Here is a 20843-nt window from a genome sequence, read left to right as displayed (position 1 = left end):
GCTGCAGGCTGCTGATCAATAACCATCAGCTGTGAGGGCAGAATGGTATTAATCCCACCACCGATATGGTTAATCTTGGGAATCACTTCATCACTGACAGGGTTTTCCCGTGCCTCGCCTTCCTCATAAAGTAATGCCGTACCCGCGTATAAAGCTTTAGCGGTAACGGCCAGACTGGTGACATTACCGGTTACCCCATAGGCTTGTACTAATTCGGGTCGTTGACTAAAACGGCTGGCTAACCAGTCTGCCACATTAAATACCTGAATATCCCCTTGCCCTGCCACGACATACAAGTACTGCCCCTGTAGCCACAACTCACTGGCCAGTAACTCGCCTTTTTCAAGCTGCTTCAAGTTCAGTGAAGCCACAGCTGAATAATCACCATCCTGCTGAGGTAGATAGGCCACTACCGAAGCATTCCGGCCACTGGCTAGCCACAGCAGATCCTCTGTAACCAGGATTCCATGAGGTATAAAGGTATTTCCCCCCATATCCTGACAATTCACCACCTGCTGTTGTTGATAGGTTCCTGAATTTAGCGCTAACGCTTTAACCTGATGGGCTTCAGGCAATGTTATCCACAACTGCTCTGGGGTAAAGAAGAGTAAATCGGGTTGTCCTCCCAGGATCTGGGCCTCAATGAATGTCAACTCAACCAGCTGCTGCTGGCTATCCAATTGCAACACTTGAAGCCCAGCCTGGGTAGCAATATAAAGCGTATGCCCTGACGCTGCTATGTCTGAAGCTGTGCCTCTTAGTGGATACTGAGCAACCAACTGTGGCTCAGCCGGTAAGCTGACATCAAAATAAAACAACTGCTGTCCACCAACCAAATACAGGTTGTCGTCAACACGCTTCATAGCGCTAAAGCCATTAGGGAGTAACCCCTGAGGCACAGCAAAATGATAGGGTAATGTTTGATCAGCGATATTTTTTTCAATGAGTGCTGGCCGTACTGGATCAGACAAGTCAAATACAGAGAGTCGCGCGACATTACTGGTCAGCCGTTTGACGACATTGCCTTGGGGGTTGACTACATCCATACCACCGCCAGTTACGGCATAAAGAATCTGATCCCAGGCCAGTACTTTCGAGACGGGGCTGGCACGGTCACTGGCTAACTCAGTACTGCCGGTACCAGTGCCCGTATAAAAATACGTATCGGTACTTTGTGCCAATTCACCAGGGAACAGTGTATTACTCGCTTGCAGGGTTACATCGCCAAAGCTGCCTGCAGGCGCTCTTACCCGCAGCTGGCGACTGCTTAATACCTGTACATCACCGGCTACCGCATCCGCAAAGCGCACTTGGGTTTGATGGCTGAAACCCAGGCCATAAATATCAACCCAATTCCCCCCTTGAGGTGGACCGGTTCTTGGCCTGAAGTCAACAATCTGCTGTTTGGGTAAAATAACCAGTGCGCCATAGCGAGTGGCTTGGGTACTGGTATCCAGACGTTTTACCGTGAGTGGGATTGACTGGCTGGCATCTGCCATGGCGAGCGAAGGTATGTTGATCGTCAGCTGGTTATCGGTCGCATCAACAATGTCTCCAACACTGAGCGTCTGACTACCAAGTTTTATCTGCAGATTAGCCACATCCGTACCAAAGAATTTACCGGTAATGACCGCCTGCTCTGAGCCATCACCATGGAAGTAATGCCGCTGTTGCTCACCAGCCACCAGACGCTTAATGTCTTTAATTGCTGGCTGGCGTTGGTCATTCATAACATACGCTTGATCAATCGTACTGGCTAAACTTCGTCCCTGCAAATCAACAAAAGCCGATGACACCTGCAACTGCAGTGCCCCACTGTAACTCAAGGTATCCGCTAAGGTGATGACCAGCTGGCCGCCATCCAAGGTATTACTGGCTTCAAGTTGGTAGTCACTGGTATTCAATGGGCTGCCATTGGCTTGTAGCAAGCTTACTTCACTGGCTAAAACCCCAGCATCGGTATTGATGAGTTGATTAAACCATAGGGTGATCAATGACCCTGGGTGCAGCACACTGTCTTTGGCGGGCTCGATAGACGTCAAGGCAAAGACCGGACTCTGCGTAACACGCAACCCACCTTGTTCCGCCTGTAACACATGCCCTCCGGTAGACGTTAACTCAACTTGTTGCTGGGCATTTTGCTGCCAATAACGAAGCGTCCATTGATCATTCTGCTTCGCCAAAATCAATGATGTATCGGTGGTGGCCACTGTCACCTGAGAGGGCGAAACCTGTAGTGCTGCAGCATATTTAGCACTCGCTAAATCACCTGCAACATTCGCTCTTGGTACTGCAACCACCTGATAATTCACCGTAGGCTGAAGCTGATCAAAGATCACTAACGACAGTTGACCTTGATGCACGGTTAGCACATAGAGCTGACCATCCTGCCACGCCACATCCACTGGCATACCGAGCAGACGCTGCTGTCCTGACCCTGTACTTTGTTGGGCATCATTACTGAACGTTAACGTAGGTAATGCTAATGCCTGAGTAAGTCCTTCACCTTCCAGACTAAAGAACCGTAAATAGCCTTCCCCTAAATCATTTGCAGCGGCAAGCGCCAAAATACGAGGTTGACCAGCCCGGGCTGCAGACAGCGCAATATCCATGGCTGAATAACCTGGAGTGGACACATTCGCCACCAGCAGTGGTGATGCTTTATCCTGAATATCCACCACCTGGATTCCACCTTGTCCGTTGGCTAAGAACAACGTGTCATCCCAGCGTTCAATCCCGGTCACAGGGTCATTCATTGGCAGTTGCGACAAGCGTACAGGGCGGTCCCACAAACTAATGTCATAAAGTTCTAAACCCGCATTCATTAAAAAGCGATTACTGGCTGAGGGTGACTGACCTGACTTAACCCCTACCGCAAGATAATTATCCCAGCGGGTGACGGCCCCCATGGTCATCGGCGGATAGTTCGGTAGACTGATAGCCAAACCGCCCGGCAAGGTATAGGACATATCGCCGACGTATACTTCTTGTTGACTGTTACCTGAAGGTATACGTAACCAAACCTCATACAGATCTGCGGCTAATACAGTGGGCGCCAAGAAGCTAAAGGCCTGCTGACTTTGTACGTCATCCTGTAATTGAATCGCCTCCGCACCTGCAGCTTCACCTGTTAACGCTTGCCCACTGTAGATTTCCTGATCACTGTTACGTGCCTTTAACAACACGGTGGTACCGGGCTGCAGTACGGGTTTATCCACTTTGACATTAATACGCTGGCCACCCTCTTGATCGGTATTATCCGGGGTCAGCGTAAACGTAGCTTCCGTCAATGGCGTTGCATCACTGATAATCACCGCCCCCAGCCAATCCTGCTGATACCCTGCATTACTTAACCGTAAGTGATATTGCCCTGAACGGAGGGGCAGCATATCTAACGTGTGAGCAGGGATATGCAGCGTATTCTCATCAATAAATGACAGGGCAAGGGGATACTGATTTAACTGGGCCTGCATGTCAGCACTGAATCCTTGACCCTGAATCATGACAGGCACTTCCTGGTTACCATAGCGGACCCGTCCCTGACTGACCTTGTGGATCGAGAAATGAGTAAACGGTTGGGCTGCTGTCTGCAGTGACTGCTTAAAGGGTAACCATAAATCCCGGCCTCTCACCGTATTAGCTTGATTGACAGCCAGCTCATAAACAGCATTGGGCTCAAGGTTTACTTTAAACTGAGCCGTTGCGCTAGCTGGTGCATCAGGTGCAGCCACAAAGGTGATGGGGACATCCTGCAAGCCTTCGGGGACTCGGCGCTGTAATACCAGTGCACCCGGCTGCTGGATGCTTTCAGTACTGACTAGCTCATTAAACTGCACAGTAATTAACTGTTGATCCCCAGGAGGAATTTTATCCCCTGCTGCAATAAACGGTGATTGGCCATCCGCTTGGCTACCCGCGTCATTCCCTACCTGAACCCCCATCACCAATGCTCCAGGCAGTTCAAACTGGCGTAGTCCTTTAGCTGCCACCCCAATCACTCGATCATTATGAATAGTCATATCCCACACGGGTTCATCATTACCCGCCGACATCACCATGGGTGATTGCGGGTCAGTCATATTAACAACGACAAGTCCCTGCTCAGTAGCCACCCACAGGGTATTACCCTGAATACGAAGTGCCCGAGCTGAATACTTACCAGACTCACTGAGCGAATCTAAATCAAGATGAACACGCTGCTCAGGGGTGCTGAGTGGAACCAATTCAACGCCCTGCATACCCAGCGCAGCAATAAGGTAGGTTTCAACAATGGGGTCTTGTGAGTCGGACTGATTAGCCGTTTGGTAAAAGGCAAAGTCCAGCACATTTCCTTGAAAGGCATAACGTGCTTGCAGTGCGGGATCAAACAGGTTTACCGCCAGTATTTGGCTGATTTCACCACCTCTTTCTGGAGCCCGCAACGTTTCACCTGACCAGGATGGACAATTGCCCCATAACACGGCAGCCGGTATTCCCCCCGTATATAACCAACCCTGGTAATAACGGCCGCGCTGCCCTTGTAGCTGCGCATTAGTCTCAACACTGGCTAAAGCATTATCAGTGACCTGCAGTGGATCCGTGGCCATCAGATAGTTAACCGGTACCAAGGACTCGGGGTTCGCAGGAATATTAACCGTACTACAGTCTTCCGGTATCTTCACATCACCTGGGTCCGGCTGAGCTGTCAATACAAAGACACTGTTACCCTGCTTTATGATATCCGTGGTCAGGCCATTGATATCGGTATCACCTAGCCATTGCATTGCATTCTGATCATCCAGATTTAACCGGCTGATCCCCCCCACACCACTGGCGACATAAAGCCGCTGCCGGGCAATACTATTTTCCCATTCGGTGACGGGATAAATCCGGCTGGAATCCAAACCAATGGTTAACGCATAACGGCCTTCCTGACTGAGCAGTTGCTGCTCAGCACTGGATAACTGCAGTGACGTGCCTTGCATTAACGAAGCCGCCGCCTGTTTTTTCTTCAACGATAGTATTTGCCCCAGCTTCACCAGCTGCTGAGTATCCCCCGTTAATGCAGGTGCACCCCCTACTAATAACGGATGTAGCGGGTCTTGTACGGCAAATGCAGCAGCCCGGTAGTTATCTGGAAAAGCAGTACCCTCCACAGGCACCAGGGTATAGCCCTGCCGTAAATAGCCCCCATTGGTTAAAACAATGCCCGATGCTGGCAACACGTTCAGCATCGTTGGGTGCACATTACCGGTGTTCAGTACCACCTGTTGCTGTAAGCCATAACCATAACCCTGATCACCTTCCAGTAACGCTTGATGCCCAAAACGATCTCGCCCACTGACCGTATGTTTGCCCGGTAAGCCTTTAGGGGTTACCAGCTTCAATTCACGGCTGGAAAGTACTTCAACCTGGCTGATGGCAGTATCACCAATACTCAACTGCAACCCTTCACTGACCGTAGTACCTGGCTCAAAACCATGTCCTATCACTGTGACTGTTTGCCCGCCAGCAGCAGGTCCCCAGCCAGGTTTAATACTCGTTAACATCAACGGCATTGAGGCAGTAATGGCACCCTGCAACCGTTGCTGCTGGGTTCCCAGTGAGGCGGATAAATCATAAAGCCCAGGTTTGGACAATGGTGGAATCGTTAGCTTGGCTAGCCAGAGACTTTCATTTTGCTGGTCAGGCTCAATAGCTTGCGGCTGGATATTGACGCCCCCCACATAAAACTGCAGCTGTGATGCATGCGATGAATCAACATTGACTGCCACACTGACGTCAGTGGTCTGTGCAGTCGATATATGGTGTGGTGTGATATTCACCAGACTGAATACAGGGTCTTGCCCGCTATTAAAATAGAGTGTGTAGTGAACATCCTGGGCCAAACGATAAAGTACCTGGTGGGTATTGGCGATGGTACTGGCCACACCGGCTTTTATTTCAAGCTGCAATGGCTGCTGATCCTGTAGCGCTTTAACATGCTCGGCGGCGAGCATCAGTACTGCATCATTATGCTGTAGTGACACGGCAACAGGTAATGGCTGCCCTGATGCATTTTTAAGGCTAAACAAATCTTTATTGCTGTCTAACCCATCAACCACTTTATTAAACCGAAGTGTGACCTCAAGTTCACCAGAAGCTAAGGCACTGAGTTGCTGCTGCGGGTCAACGTCATAGATTTTAAGGGACGCATCAGGCACCACCTGCGCCACCCACTGTGCACTGCTTGTTTGCCCTGCCCCCAAGGCCGTTGCACTGCCTGCAATCACTTGGGTTAAGTTATTGCCTTGGTAAGCATTTAAACTCGCCACGATAACCGGTTGTGTCGGATCCGCAATATCCACCTGCGCCATCCCCTGCTTACCCAATGCCAGGTAAACCAGATGTCCATTAATATCCACGTCGTAGACAAAACCTACATCACTCAACCGTCTGACAATCACTGGCTGTAATGGATTACTTATATCCACAATAATCAGCCCTTCAGCACCTGCGGCTAAATAGGCAAAGTGCCCTTTCACCTTGACTCTATTTGCTGCAATGGGTAGCTGACTTAGTACCACTAAACTAGAGGCTGGATCAGCTCCCTCATCCGCAGCAGATGCTCCCTGCTGCTCAACAATAAAGAAGCCACCGGCACCCTCATTCAGTTTGAACGACTGATAATCATAATCCCCCCCTACCGCGACATAGAGCGACTGGCCAGGTGTACGTTCCACCTCCAGGGCCTGTGCCACATCCAGGATTGGGGTTTGCTGCGGCATCAACTGCTGGTCAACTAAATAGAGTTTTTGCTGGTAGTAGCTATCCACCAAGCCCACACCCGCACGCCCCATGGCCACTAAGGTTTTATAATTTTTCACCGTTAGTCCCTGTGCCACCTCACTAGGCAACGGCAAACGCTTAATTACCGTGGTATTGGCGAAATTCAGCGCATCGACGGCAAGCACCATTAGTTCAGGTTTACTGGGTTGACCATCTTTCAAATGCGCTGCGGTAACAAATAAACGATCCACCCCCTGTTCAAAATAAGGCTCTACATCCAACGCCACAAAACCCTCAGGTAACGCTATTTGGGCAAGAATACGATCATCTAAACCGTCTTTATTGAGATCCACTCGGTTTAACAAGTCATCAGGATTAAGTGGGTTTTCGCCTTGGCTGGTATAGCGACTGGCCTGGGCATCTAAAATCAGTATTTCACTGCCTGTCGAGGCAAATAAATAATTTTCAGTCGGGTCAAGGGCTAATGCCAAAATGCGTTGTTGTTTACCACCAGCAATATTCGACTGAACAGTTTGCTGATAGGTAAAGGCGTTACTCAACACACCTGCAGAACCATCAGACTGTGTAACCTGAATATCAACCGTACCCAAGGGACCTGGAGGAGTAATAATTTCCAACGTATTACTATCCAATACCTTGATAATATCAGCAGACAGTAATTGATTACCGACTTTGATAGCCATGCCCTCAGCATCCCCTCTAAACCCTTGCCCCAGAATACGTAACCGCGTACCACCCGTCAGTGGTCCTTGAGTAGGGGTTACTTCACTCAATAACAAAGGCTCAAGGTACTGTACTGCACCAATAAATTGAGCATAACCGCCTTGGTCAGTGCTTGCATCCAGGGTTGCAGGTCCCGCCAATTGTCGAGGAGCACGTACCTGATAGCGAACTCGTCCATTGCCTAAGTCAGTTTGATTAAGGGTCTCTAATGGCAACCCTGACAGCTGTAAACTCACATTGCCGGTGACATTTTCCAACTCAATGGCGACTTCACCCCCTTCAATGGTCAGGGCACTTGGCGTCACCTGATGAATCACCAGTGGCGCGGCAGATGAAGCCCCGGTGGTAAACGCCAAGCTGTATTGGGGTAATGCATCGCTGCGTCGATCAGCGCTTCCCAGTAACCTGAGCTGATAATCCTGGTTAGCGGCGAGCGTATCACTGGGGTGTAGCCTGATCTCGTTGCGTTGATCGTTAATCGATACAGTAAAGGGCACAGCAACCTTGGTAGTGGTAGCGGATGCATCGGCGTTAATCGCCACAAACTCAATTTGCGCAGCGAGTTGCTCAACGGTTTGGGTAGTTAGCCGCGTTAACCTAATAACCGGCTGGATATCCCGCCGTACATAACGCGCATTGGCAGCCGGTAAAGTCTGTGCAATATCCAATAGCACAGGGTCCACCAAATACAGTTGTGAGCGGTTTTTACCTAAGGAAGTTGCCAGTGCAATGACCCCATTAGCCGCGTAATCCATGGGGTTTTGCTGCCAACTCACAAAGGGCACACTGGGCTTGGGTTCACAACGACTGGTCGCTACCGCCAGCGCATCCAACAAGCTGATCTGTGCTGGCCGCGCAATATCATACAGGGCTAAGTAAGTAGCAAAACCACCCTTACACCCAGCCCCCAGCTGCCCTTGAAATGAGGCAGACGCAACACTGGCAGCCTGCATCTTTTGCCCTTTGATGGTGCCGGGTACTGCAAAATTAAACGACGGATACTGTCCCATCACTTGGGGATACGCCGCTTGGCTGGTATCCAGCAAAGTAATATTACGACTGGTAGCCAATAATGGATTCGTCGGTGTCGTTGCCGTTAAACCACTCAGTTCACTCACCCCCACCTGAGCCAGTGAGGGCTGCCGAATATCATAAATGACCCGATAACGATCAGTCGTAACATGCAGATAATGCTCAACGACGGCAATATCCACTACGGTTAACGGCACCGTTCGCCCTTGAATCAAAGCCGATTCAATCTGACGAATTAACACTGGACGTTCTGGCTGATTGATATTGACGACGGCGACCCCTTGCTTATCCGCCGCAATAAAGAGCAATCCATCTTTAGCAACCATTTTGCTGGGAGTAGCGGTAAGGGGTAACGGTAAGGCATAACGCAGGGTTCGTTCGGTACTGGGCGCTAATACATTACTGTTCCCCGTACCAGCATTTGACGTATCAAATACAGTGGTATTCGCTGGATAAACTAAGAGAGCAGTCCGGTTATTAAACTCGGTTTGAATATGCTTAAAGTGATACCCTTTTGCTGAGATATACAACTGCTGACCATGAACCAGCATTCCCTGGGGTACCAGATCCTGAGGCAGGTTGTAATACCCTAAACCATGGACTGTCGCGGCTTCGGATAAACGGCCAAGCTCATAATGAACCAGTGATATCCAGCCTGGCGCAAAATAATGCTCAAATTGTTGCCGATCATAAACATGGTCAGGAGCTAAACTATCGGTAATGCCTGCGCCTAATACATAAAGCAGGGGTTGGCTTGAGTCAAACTGCAGATCAACAATTTGCCCAGGTGGTAAACGGCCCGCATCCTGTAAAAAGTCTGTAGGCTTACCTTCTGCCAGATCGACTAATAGTTCTTTGATTTTATCAGCATCTAACGGAACAGAGCTGATAAGCCGGCGATCAACAGTCAACTTGCCGTAAAATAACGCATTTCGCCGGACAAAGCGGCGCCCCAGCTCATCCTCCACTTCAATATCGATAAAACCACGATAATTTTCATCACCAAAGTCAGGGACAGTCCACTGCATCCGCTCAGCACTCTGTAACTGTAAGGTGCCAGTCCCTGGCGTAAATGTCTGTGCTGTTGCAGGCTGTCCTGACTTATAAGCAGTGACCTTAATATGGCTATGAAAGCCATAACCGACAATGGCTACTTGATCGTTTTCACCGCGCTGACTGGTATTCACCACTGCAGGGGTTAAGAAAGAAATTTCCAACTGATCAACGTAAGTAAAGCCACCAATCAACAAGTCAGACAATTCAAATGCATTGGTAACTTCTACGGCAGCAGGACCTGCATAATTGGGTACTGTGGTTGCGTAAAGGGTATCCACACCAGTGAGTGCATCATGCTCTACTCGACTGACCACCAACGGCTGTCCACCCACGACTAGCTTGGGTTTTTCACCAAAATGCTTACCCGTAATACGAATTGGCGTGCCACCACTGATATCCCCTGCACTGACACAGCTATCAGCAGGTGCATTACTCACTGACTGTGCACAAATGCGCTGAATTTCAGGTTCAGCAGCATTGAGAAAGCGTTGAGTGGTAAAGCCAAACTGGTAGTCTTCACTCAATGGATAACCTGCTAGTGGTTCTAATCCTGCCGTCACAGTGACAAAGTACTGCTGATTTCGCGCCAGACTGAAATCCTGTTTGCGTTTAATGAGCAGTGTCTGGCGACTTACTTCATTACCTGTGGTGGGCTTGTAGGCTAACTCAAACTGATCCGTAATCAGTTCACCCACAAGCGGGTCTCCTACCTTAATTTGAATGGATGGACGAATAGTCTCAGCCTGTTCAGCCGCTAGTGGTGCGGAGAACATCAATTCAATCTCAGCTAACTGTTGTGCTACATCGTATTGATTAAGCACTGGGGTATGCTGCAGGATAGACAGCTCAGGCATTTCCACCCGAGCGATCCCGCCTTTGCCCGTTGCTACCTGTAAACCACCTCGGGCTAAGGTAATACCTCGGGCAGCATAGTCATCCAAGGTCGCTTTAGCTTTAGTTAACACTGGGATGGTGGCGTCAATGGCAGGATCATCAACTTTACTCAAGTCGATCATTTCGACCAGCGCCTGTGCTGGTTTATCTTCCTGATCTGAGTAATGCATGGTGACATAGGCTAAATGCCCTGAGACATGCACATCGTACATACCATCTGCCACTAAGTCAGGACGATTAGGCCGCAGCTCGACGACTTTGACCAGCTGTGGCTGGAAGGGATTTTGAATGTTGATGATGTTGAGCTGGGATACACCACCATCCCCCGCCATATCCGTCACATACAGCCTGTCACCTTGTAAGGTCAGCCGGTTGGCAATACCTAAGGTGTCAAGCTGCGCCACGATGGGTATTGCAGGATCTGCCAAATCCGCCACCACAATACCTTCATGAGAGGCAGCAATAAATGCATAGTGTTGGTAAACCACCACATCACGGGCATATCCATTGGGCTTAATAAAACCTATTTTATACGGTGACGTAGGATTACTGATATCAAAAACCTGCACCCCACCATAGCCATTGGCCACCAGCGCCAAGTGATCTTTACGGGCGACACCATAAACATCTTCGTAAGGGAGCTGTATTCGCCCAGTGAGTTGATAGGCCAAACCAAATTGCCCATCACCATTACGATGCGCAAATAATAATAACTCTGCTTGTGTATTGGTCAGATCAATACGCCCTGTGGCCTGATCTGCTGAGCCTCCCCAGTCTTGCTGAATTTCCTGTGCTAAGGTAGTGACAAAGCCATGTTCATTCTGACTAAATGCTTCACTATTTTCTTGTTGCTCTGCAAGGTTATCCTGTTGTGCTGCAATTTTTGCAGCCAGCACGAGGTCTGCTGAGGAAGCAATCTCGGTGATGGTTCCGGTAAATATTTCTGCTGCACTGTTGAGTATTGATGAGTAAACATAAAAGTTACCCAGTGAATCCCCTGCTTTTTCATCCACAACATCCAGAATAAATATCCCCGTACGCGGTGGCATTTTACCTTGGTTAGCGCCCTCAAGATGACCTAAACCTTGCTCATAGCGCATGGGGTCATGAGTGGACCAAGCACCCACCATAGCCCCTTGCAGACTATCCGAGGTTGACGATTGGCGAATGGACTTAAACTGGTCTACGGCGGTGTAATACACCGCTCGGGCTTCAACATTATGACCATCAGCCGGTGCCATATAGCGTCGCTGACTGATAGGCCAACCCACTTCATAATACGACGTTTCCTGTACAGTATGCGCAGGTGTCACCACTTTGGTCACCACCCTGACCCGCTCATTGCGCTCACGCGCACGGGATAAGATCATGCCATTGCTGTATTCCGCCCAAAACACATAACGGTGGTTTTCAGGATCACTTTCTGGGATAGCAGGGTCATTACTGGCGGTCTGTTTCAACTCCAGCTCATCACTGGCTAACGCTTGCCAACCACCCGCCGATTCATATTCCCGATACCAGGTCATCGTCACCCGTTCAATGGGTGCGCCAATATCATCGACAGCCACCACCGCGTTAAGCGGCTGTTCTGCTGTCAAAATATCCCGATCTATTGGCGTAAGTACGCTGATTTTAGGCGGAACCGTATCTCTGACCTGACCTACCTGCAGTACTTGGCTTTGACCTACCTGGCCCTGCTGATCATAGGCCAGCGCCTGTATTAAAAAGCCATCCACCCCTTCGGGGGCAGGTAAAAAGGCTTGATAAAGATGACTTTGCGCCAATGAGCCAGTGAGTTCTCCCATGCTGCTGGTAACCGTTCGTACAGGCTTGCCATTGACATAAAACACCACATAATTGATGCCATCGACACCTAAATCATCAAACGCTTCCACCACCACTTCCAACGCTGTACCCGCAATCAACGCACTATTAGCATTGGCAGGCTTAACGATTTTAGCTACGGGAGGCACATCCGCTGTAATGGTCAGGGTTGAAGGACGAGTAAAATCCGCTGAAGCAAAACCATCCACATCTTTGACATTCGCAACAAAACGAATGCGTTGGCCAACCTGACCTTTTGGAATTTGCCAGTCAAACTGAAAAGGAGCCGCGACATCTTCACCTAAAAAGATAAGCTCAGTGTTATTCCCATCATCATCTAGTAGGGTGTAATACAATGCGGCACTGGCCACACCTTGCTCGGGGTCCTGGCCAAGGACATTGAGTCGTACTCGCCGCCCTTCCGCCATCTCATTTTGCTCACCTAAATTAAAACCACGGTTATCTAATAACTGAATGCCCGTAACAGAAGGCGGTTGATTGGCAACAAGCTGCACACCCACCATTTGCTCTGCGGTATTACCCACCCCGTCATAGGCAATAAACCTGACCTGCAAAGGCAGCTGTGACACATTGTCTGCACTTGTCTGCCCAGTTAAGTAGGTCGCAAGTGACTGAACACTGAAACTACCCGCATAAGGTGGTGCAATCTGAGTCTGTTGTTGGACCACCTCGTTATCAGCAAAAACCCCATCCTGATTTTTATCGACCCGTAACTGTGCTTCTAAGCGCGAAACCGCCACATTGTCGTAAATCTCTGCTGCAAAAGGCAGTACCCGTAGCTCAGAGATTTGCGCTCCCTGCAAAGCCGGCTCTTTGACAGCAATAACAGGCGCAACCTGGTCTCCATCCACAATCAGCTTACGTGGTACAGGGGTATAAATTGTTCGTGGGTTTTGCTGACGGACTTCAGTGACACTGGCGGTTAAGCTGATAGGTTTACCAGCCTGGCCATAGGGTAAGGTTAATAAAAACTCATAGGGAAACTCGACATCGGTCAGCACCTTGTCACCACTCACCAAACCCGACACTTGCAGGTTAACACGATCAACACCCACATCATCAGCGGCATTAAGCTGTACCAGTACTGACTGTCCTTCAATAAAACCGGTACCTTCTTCAGGTTTTACTAAGGTAATAAGTGGTGCCTGATCAGTTTGGGTATAAACCGTTAACTTTTCACAGGCAGGTAACTGATTAAAGTCTGTCAAAGGACAACGGTGACCATAGGTATCAACGGCTTCCACCCAAAGCTCTACTTGATTGTCAGCCGCTGACCCCGTGTTTTGATAGGCAGGCAAAGGTACCTGAAAACGATAAGGTGGCTCATTTTGAGTAAAGCTATATTCACTACCATCAGCATAACGTGCCGATAAGGTAACATAAGCAACACCCACATCATCTTGAGCATTCACCAGTACTTCGAGTGCCGTAGACTCCACAACCTTCTGGTTCGGTTGGGGAGTCATGATATCAACAATGGGCTGCTCATCAGGCTTCACGAGAAAAGCCACTTCACGACTGGCTTGACGATTTTTATCTGATACCTCCAGGCGGAACCAAACATCCATGCGCTCCACTTGCTGACGAATGACCGTTGGAAACTGGCTAAGAATATCGGACTGGGTATCAATGTGGGCTAAGTGCCGGTACAAGGGAGAGTCAATATTGAGTGTGGTTATTGGGTTAAAGTCTGCTGGAGACGTATTTTTATAGCGCTGAATTACCGTGTAATCACCATACTGGTAAGTGCCGTCTTTTAGTTTGATACCATATCGTTTTTCCAGTACCAGCTGCTTCACTTGCACATTATCGTATCCCTGTAATAACAGGGTCATATCTGCACCTTCTATTGCCCCAACCTCAATGGCTGGTCCAACAAATACAGCAACTGGCGGAATATCATCCGCTTTAACCTGTATGCGCCGCTCTAAACTTGCTACGGCCGACTCATTATCAGCCCAGGTCATTTGCAGTGTCAGGGGTTGCTGGGTATCCATCAATAGTTCAGGCAGCGTCAGCACATAGTAACGCTCAACCATATTTTCTTTAGTCGCGACTTCTGCTGCGATACGGGGGTTATAAAGCGCTTCATATCGATCATAAAACCCTTGCAACACAACATTCACTTCTTCTTTTTCCAGCTTCTCCCTGCTCACATCCACTTGTGATAGCAGAACCGGCATACCATTGACGCGGAAGCTGGGAGAACCTTTCATACCTCGATCATCAACCCCTAACACTTTCACCAGGAGCTGTTGGGTACCAGCGACAATAAACTGGTCCTGAGCAGGGGATTGAATAGCTATTTGTGGCTGGATATTGGCTTGTGGGTAGACTAAAAAGCGCTGGCGGGCTTGCTGCTGGGCATTATCTTCAATAATAAGTTCGTACTGTGTGGGAGCCGTTTCGTTAAAATCAATACTAACCTTCTCATCAGCTACCAGATTAGGTGCATTAGGACAGGATACTCCATAGTTTTTTTCAAACAGGGTTTGTACGGGAACGCCTTCCGCTGACAACTGACGCAGAGTGACTTTAGAGACCCCGGTATCATCTGCCCCCTGCCAGTTAACCGTAAAACGACCACCATTCCTGACCCAAAATTCGCCATAACTCAATCGCTCCAAATCCGTAATCGTCCTAGCCTGATCATCCCAACTTGTCAGCTGAATGGTGGGTAGCTGGTTTTGCTGTATGGGGAATAAAAACATCTGACGTTGCTGATTTCCTGACCAGTCAAAGAGTTGAGCAGTCAGTGCCAGATCACCTGTCACTAAGCTTGATGGAACGGTATAGGGCAGCTTAACGTTGGTTTGACTGGCCTTGGGATTTACCGCTTTCAGTAGCTGCCCATTGCTATCCATTAACTGAATTTGCTTTATTTGTGCAGAATTGTCTGCCAGAGACAGCTCGAAAGATAACTGCTGCTGACTGATCACATGACTGCCTGATGATGGGGCTAATAAGCTCAGCTCTGGTTGTAATACATCACCACTGAGTTGCCACTGATAAATGGGGTTAAGTACTTGCTTATCACGCTCATGGCTGGCCCGGTCAGAAACACTGACCAACATCGCCATGGTCATATCCGCCTGAGCCATCACCAGTGTCAGGACATGCTGCTTAAGTTCTGCTTGAGCTTTCTGCACAGACAATAATTGGGGTAAATACAACAGTGCTTCATTTTGCTGTTGGTCTTTGACTTCTAGCGTGAGTGGCACTAACAGCTGGCTACTTTGCCCTAACTGAATCACCACTCTCCGTAGCAAGCCATTCAGTGCTGGATTATTATTGAGCAGGCTAATATCCAAACGATGCGTACCTGCCACCAGAATATCTTTTAAGGTTAACTGTCCATCATTCAACGTTGTGGTGAGGACATCTGGCTTTGTTAAACAAAGATCATTGGTATAACGAGTAACCTCAACCGTGATAGGGTATGCAGTCTGCTGGTCATCCGTAAAACGAATCACCGAGTCACTCGTCAATAGAGGCACAGGCCACAGCGTCATTTGCTGCTGCTTAACACTGAATACTAATTGATCATCCACCCAAATTTGGCCGCCCCAATTTCCGGCTTCTGGATAGGCCAACGTCAAACCTGGCTTATTGATCATCCGTGGATTGGGTGAAGTAACTATCTGCTGCTTAACCTGTTGCTGGACCTGGCGTGTAACCTGAGTAGATGATGGATCTTCTACCTTTAAACCACTTAAGGTTGTGGCAAGCGGAAATAACCACACGGGGTCATCTTGACTGACTACATCATCCTGAACCTGTAATGCCAAATCAATGCGGCTTCCTTGGATATGTTGAGGTTCACTGGTCACAACCACCGTGGGCGGTTGATCAGCTACCACTTCTACGGCACGTGATAATAAAGCCGTATTGCCAAACTGATCTTTTGCCTCCACCACTACGTCAAACTGATCATTCACCGCTAAATTAAAATCAGCCAGTGGTTTAGTAAGTGCCTGTTCTGAAAATTGAGGATTATTAATGGCATCTTGTTGCTGAACGATGATCTTATCATCGTCTTTAATTACATAGACGACAACGGAGTCCAATAAAAAATCATCGGTGACTGAATAAGAAAACGCGACTTCATCATTACTAAACTGTTGGCTTTCCGGGCGCAAAATGGATATTTGTGGGGCGGTTTTATCGGGTAACAAACGAATCGTCAATGCTGCTTCTGCAGTATTTCCCCCTTTATCCGTCACCATCAATGTCCCCGAGAGTGACTGACTGGCGTAAGTCAGAAAATCCTGATGGGTAAAGTTAGCCAGCAAATCAAAGTCTGAATAAAAACGTGTTCCTTTTACAAAAGTACCCAGTGTTAATGCATCTTTTACCACTTCCTGTTGCACTTCATCTTTACGTCCAATCGATATAGTGGGGGTTACTAACTGACCATTGGCATCTTTTATAGCCAATACTATACGGTCAATAAATTGATTATCACTGGCCACCCCCGTTAATGTCAGTGCTTGCCCTGGAACAATCTCAAACTGATTACCGGTCAGTGACACCGTGGGAGGCTCTGCATCATGCTTCAGTTGAAGTGTCACTGCAGCTTGTTGCGTTTGGCCACTACTGTCTTTGGCTTCTACGATAAGCTGTGCCTCATTGCTACCCACCGCCATTGGCACGCGTACATCATGATGATAGTAACTGTTATTACTTGAGGGGGCAGTACTGGTTGTTTGGGCTGATAAGTTAAAACGATGTATCGGCTGTTGTGTTTGGTCAGAAAAAAGCCAATAAGCATCTAATGACTGCAATTGACGATCATCACTGGCGGACACATTAAGCGCAAATAATGCACCTTCCATAAAAACACTGTTACTGGCAGGCGTTCTAATTGAAACCTGAGGTTTCTCATCCTGAATAATGGCGTAGGTTTTAGTAATGATGGCCGATTCATTATCATAAATATCCTTACCTGAAATACTTAATGTAAAAGTGGATTGGCCATTGGGCACTGTAATCGGTAGCTGTTCCTTGACACTCTCTGCAGTATAATTTTTTTGATAAATGGAATGATTATCTAACAATATATTAATTTGCTTAATACTTGAGGCATCCTGGGCAGAAAAATCTAATCGAACTTGCTCTCCTGCATAATATTTTTTTCCCTCATCAGGCCCATAAAGCGTTATCACAGGAGGCTCATTATCGTGTAAAAAACTGAGTGTTTGCTGCCGGGGTGGTGAACGCTGGCCTTTGTTATCAATGACAAAAAATTCCAGATCAACCGTAGTAAGGTTGTCTAAAACTGATTGCGCTACAAGGTCTGTAAAGATTAATGAAAAATCTTTAATCAGCTTTTTATTAATCAGAAAGTCTGTGCCACCAGAAAACGTTTTAGTAAATACTACACTATTGGAATTAGGTTCGCGGGCTTCTACCTCAAGACGGCTGATACTGATATCGTCCTCTGCCACTAAGGAAAATAAATAAGGTTTGCCCAACAACAGAGGTTGTGCATGCGCTGATTGAAATTCAGTGATGGATGGCGGGTTATCTTTTGCCACTAACAGTGTTTGCGTGAGTTGGGCAATATTCTGCTGCTGATCACTGACACTAATACCTAAGGAAAGCACGTCCCCTGTATCCTGAATCACTGTCGCAGGGCTATTCACTAACAGGGCTAATGAATAAGCATTGACTGCTCCTGGAATCGTTTTAATATCCTGTCCAGAAAACGTTATTTGGTCATTTTCATCACCGGTTAACTGATAACCTTGATCCTGATGATAACGTATTCCCTGTATAACAATTGAAGTGGTAGCCACATTATCATAACCCACTAACTTAAAGACAAACTGCTCCTGCTCAATAACTTTTAAATGACCATCCCCCGAGTAATCTGTGGGTGATACGACATTAACCACCGGCGGCTCAACATCTTTGCCAATAATGGCATTCACGATATTACTTTCTGCCTGTTGTTGTGCTGTATCAAAAACTACGGCTTTTATTTGAACAGGTGTTTCTTTTTCTAAAACGGGTGGCGTATACATAACACTAAAAGGCGGTCGCGTGTCCGTACCTAACAACACTTCATTTACATAAAATGTCACCCGCTGCACACCCAGATCATCCGCTGCCGTCGCTCGAATTTCTACTGGAATATCCCCGGTCATGACAGTGCCTTCCACGGGATAAGTTAAAGCAACAGACGGTTTACTATCCGCTTTTACCGAAACAACCACGGGTGAACTTAGTGCACGTTGCTCATGCACATCAATAGCTTCGGCCTGTAATTCAATAGAGCTACCAATGGCTTCAGCAGGTACAGATAGTTTAATTTCACGTTGAGTATTTCCTAAGTTATACGCCGTATTTTGTTGTTGAGTGGTATCAATTATTTGTTGTTCTTCAATCACTTTCCCATTGGCTGAAACACGCAATGCGGTTCCCAACCACAGCGTATCATCAGATACATCAACAATAATGGTCACTTGTTCTCCGGCACTGATATCACGCCCTGTTAATGGAGAAACAATTTTCACAACGGGTGGCTTATTTTTAAAAACACGAATGAGTTTAGCGGGAATTTGTTTGGTTTTTTGTTGAGCGTTCGTTATTTCTGCATACAATGATTTTGCGGCTTCATCAGTACCAATGGTTTCAAGGTTGATATTAGTCCGCCATAACTCAAAAAAATATTTTTCATCCGTGGGCCCTTCCCTGAGCGTAAACTGGGGATAGGTAATGGGGGATGTCGGCTTTCCATCCACAAAAAAACGTACCGACTGTATCGATGAACGCGTATCCCCTTTTCCCATTATGCCTAAATCAATCGCTAATTGGGCGGTTAATGGTGTTCCCTCTGTTACCCGCTTTCCCTCAATCGGTAGCTCAAATTGTACCTCAGGAAAAACACCAGCCTCATCTTTGATCACTTGTGTTGTGAATTGATCAATAGAGGATTGGCCCAACGTATCATAAACAATCGCTTTGATTTCAACCAGCTGTCCCACAAATCGATCAGGAATCGGTAACGACACATTAAAAGGGGCTGCTTTAGCACTCGCGATTAACTGATTATTCAAATAATATTTCACTTCATTAATGCCAACGTCATCTTCAGCATCAACTAGTAATGAAAAAGGTTGCTCTGCAACTACTTTAGCGGTTGACTTAAGTTGAATAATGGGTGGGCCATCTTTTGCAGACACGGGAACGGTTAACGATACATTATTAAGTGAGGGTACAGTAATCTGTAACTGTGCTGGTGCATGTTCATCAATACTATGCTTCGCCAATAATCCCTGTTCCGTAGACAACTCAAGACGTGTTTTTTCCTCTGTCTGTAATTGGTAATCGACGACGATGTTGCTGGGTAGTGCGGTTACAGTGCCATCATCAAATACTACATACAGATCTTGCCAGGGATGAAACTGGTTCAACCTGGAAATCGTTATAGGATCAACAGCGCCAGTTTGATTAGTGGCTAAACGACTAATGTGTTTATTAAAATCAACAGTGACTGGAATAGTTTGCGTATCACCATTGGGAAATGCGATATTGATTTCAACAGACTCTCCAGCGGTTTCCTGCAAGGGATAAACAACCCCTTCTTCACTCACCCAGACTTTTTTAGGTGCATTGGTTGAATAGCTTACACCTCGACCACTACCAGACAGTGCAACTTCTCCACGGTATTGATAATTTACCATAGGAATAATTTGGTAGTTTTGTAATGAGTTCGAAAAAACCATTGTTTTAGGAATAACCTGCGTACTTAAAATGGCTTCTTCCGTGCTTTCTGACAATGTCATCATTTCAGCGATTGTGGTTCGATTACCAGAGCTATCGACACAATAAGCATCAATAATAACCATACCATTCTTGATCGCCTCTTCAATTGAAATATCGTTTAGGGGCAATGCCAACACAAATGACGTTTGCTGCTCTCGAACGGGATAAAGTATTTTCGTTGTTGCTGTAGCCGCAAAGGCATTTTCCAGCGCTTGAGTTAAAATACCGCTAAAGCGTCTAAGGTCAGAAATACGGACACCTTTTACATTAAGCGCAATATAGTGAATGTCCACATTATCATTTGCAGTCAATTCAACCCGTAAATAACCTTGACCTGCCTCTTCTGTTACGCTGACTTTCTGTAAGGTTAATTGAGGCTTTTCCGTTTCAACATTAAATGGTTCTTGAACTTGTTGAGTCGATCCATCAACTAACTGCAGCGAAAAATCAGGTGATAACTGTAATGTGTCAAAATCAACACGCACACTACAGTTTCCTAGACTATCCCAAGTCATTTCATTTGGCAGAATGGATTTATTTAATTTAGGAACCACTACTTTTAATATTTGCTGACAGTCTGTGATCGATAAAATATAACTGAAAGGTTCCTGCTCAGATTGTCCTGCTAATGAATGCACAACACGAATATCCGTATCAACACCATAAACAGACGCAGACAGAATAAAATTGACCATTAATAAAATAACGATCTTAAAAACTAAAGGAGTAAAGGAAGCCTTTTTAAAATACTGCAT

Annotated in this window: 1 protein-coding gene (cut by a window edge); it reads right to left on the bottom strand. The window is 47.2% G+C overall.

The genetic code is table 11. The annotated features are described in order from the left end of the window. Positions 1-20843 carry the 5' portion of an Ig-like domain-containing protein gene (locus ACQ96U_RS01065; protein ID WP_431719372.1) on the bottom strand. The gene continues 24307 nt to the left of window position 1, outside the view, so 20843 of the gene's 45150 nt are visible here — the first part of the coding sequence; the start codon lies at positions 20841-20843; its stop codon lies beyond the left edge, outside the window.

It is taken from the genome of Zooshikella sp. RANM57, assembly GCF_050749885.1.
In the GTDB taxonomy this organism is placed as follows: Bacteria; Pseudomonadota; Gammaproteobacteria; order Pseudomonadales; family Zooshikellaceae; genus Zooshikella.
Note: the sequence above shows the minus strand (reverse complement) of the source record. Positions and strands in the feature narration are given on the sequence as shown.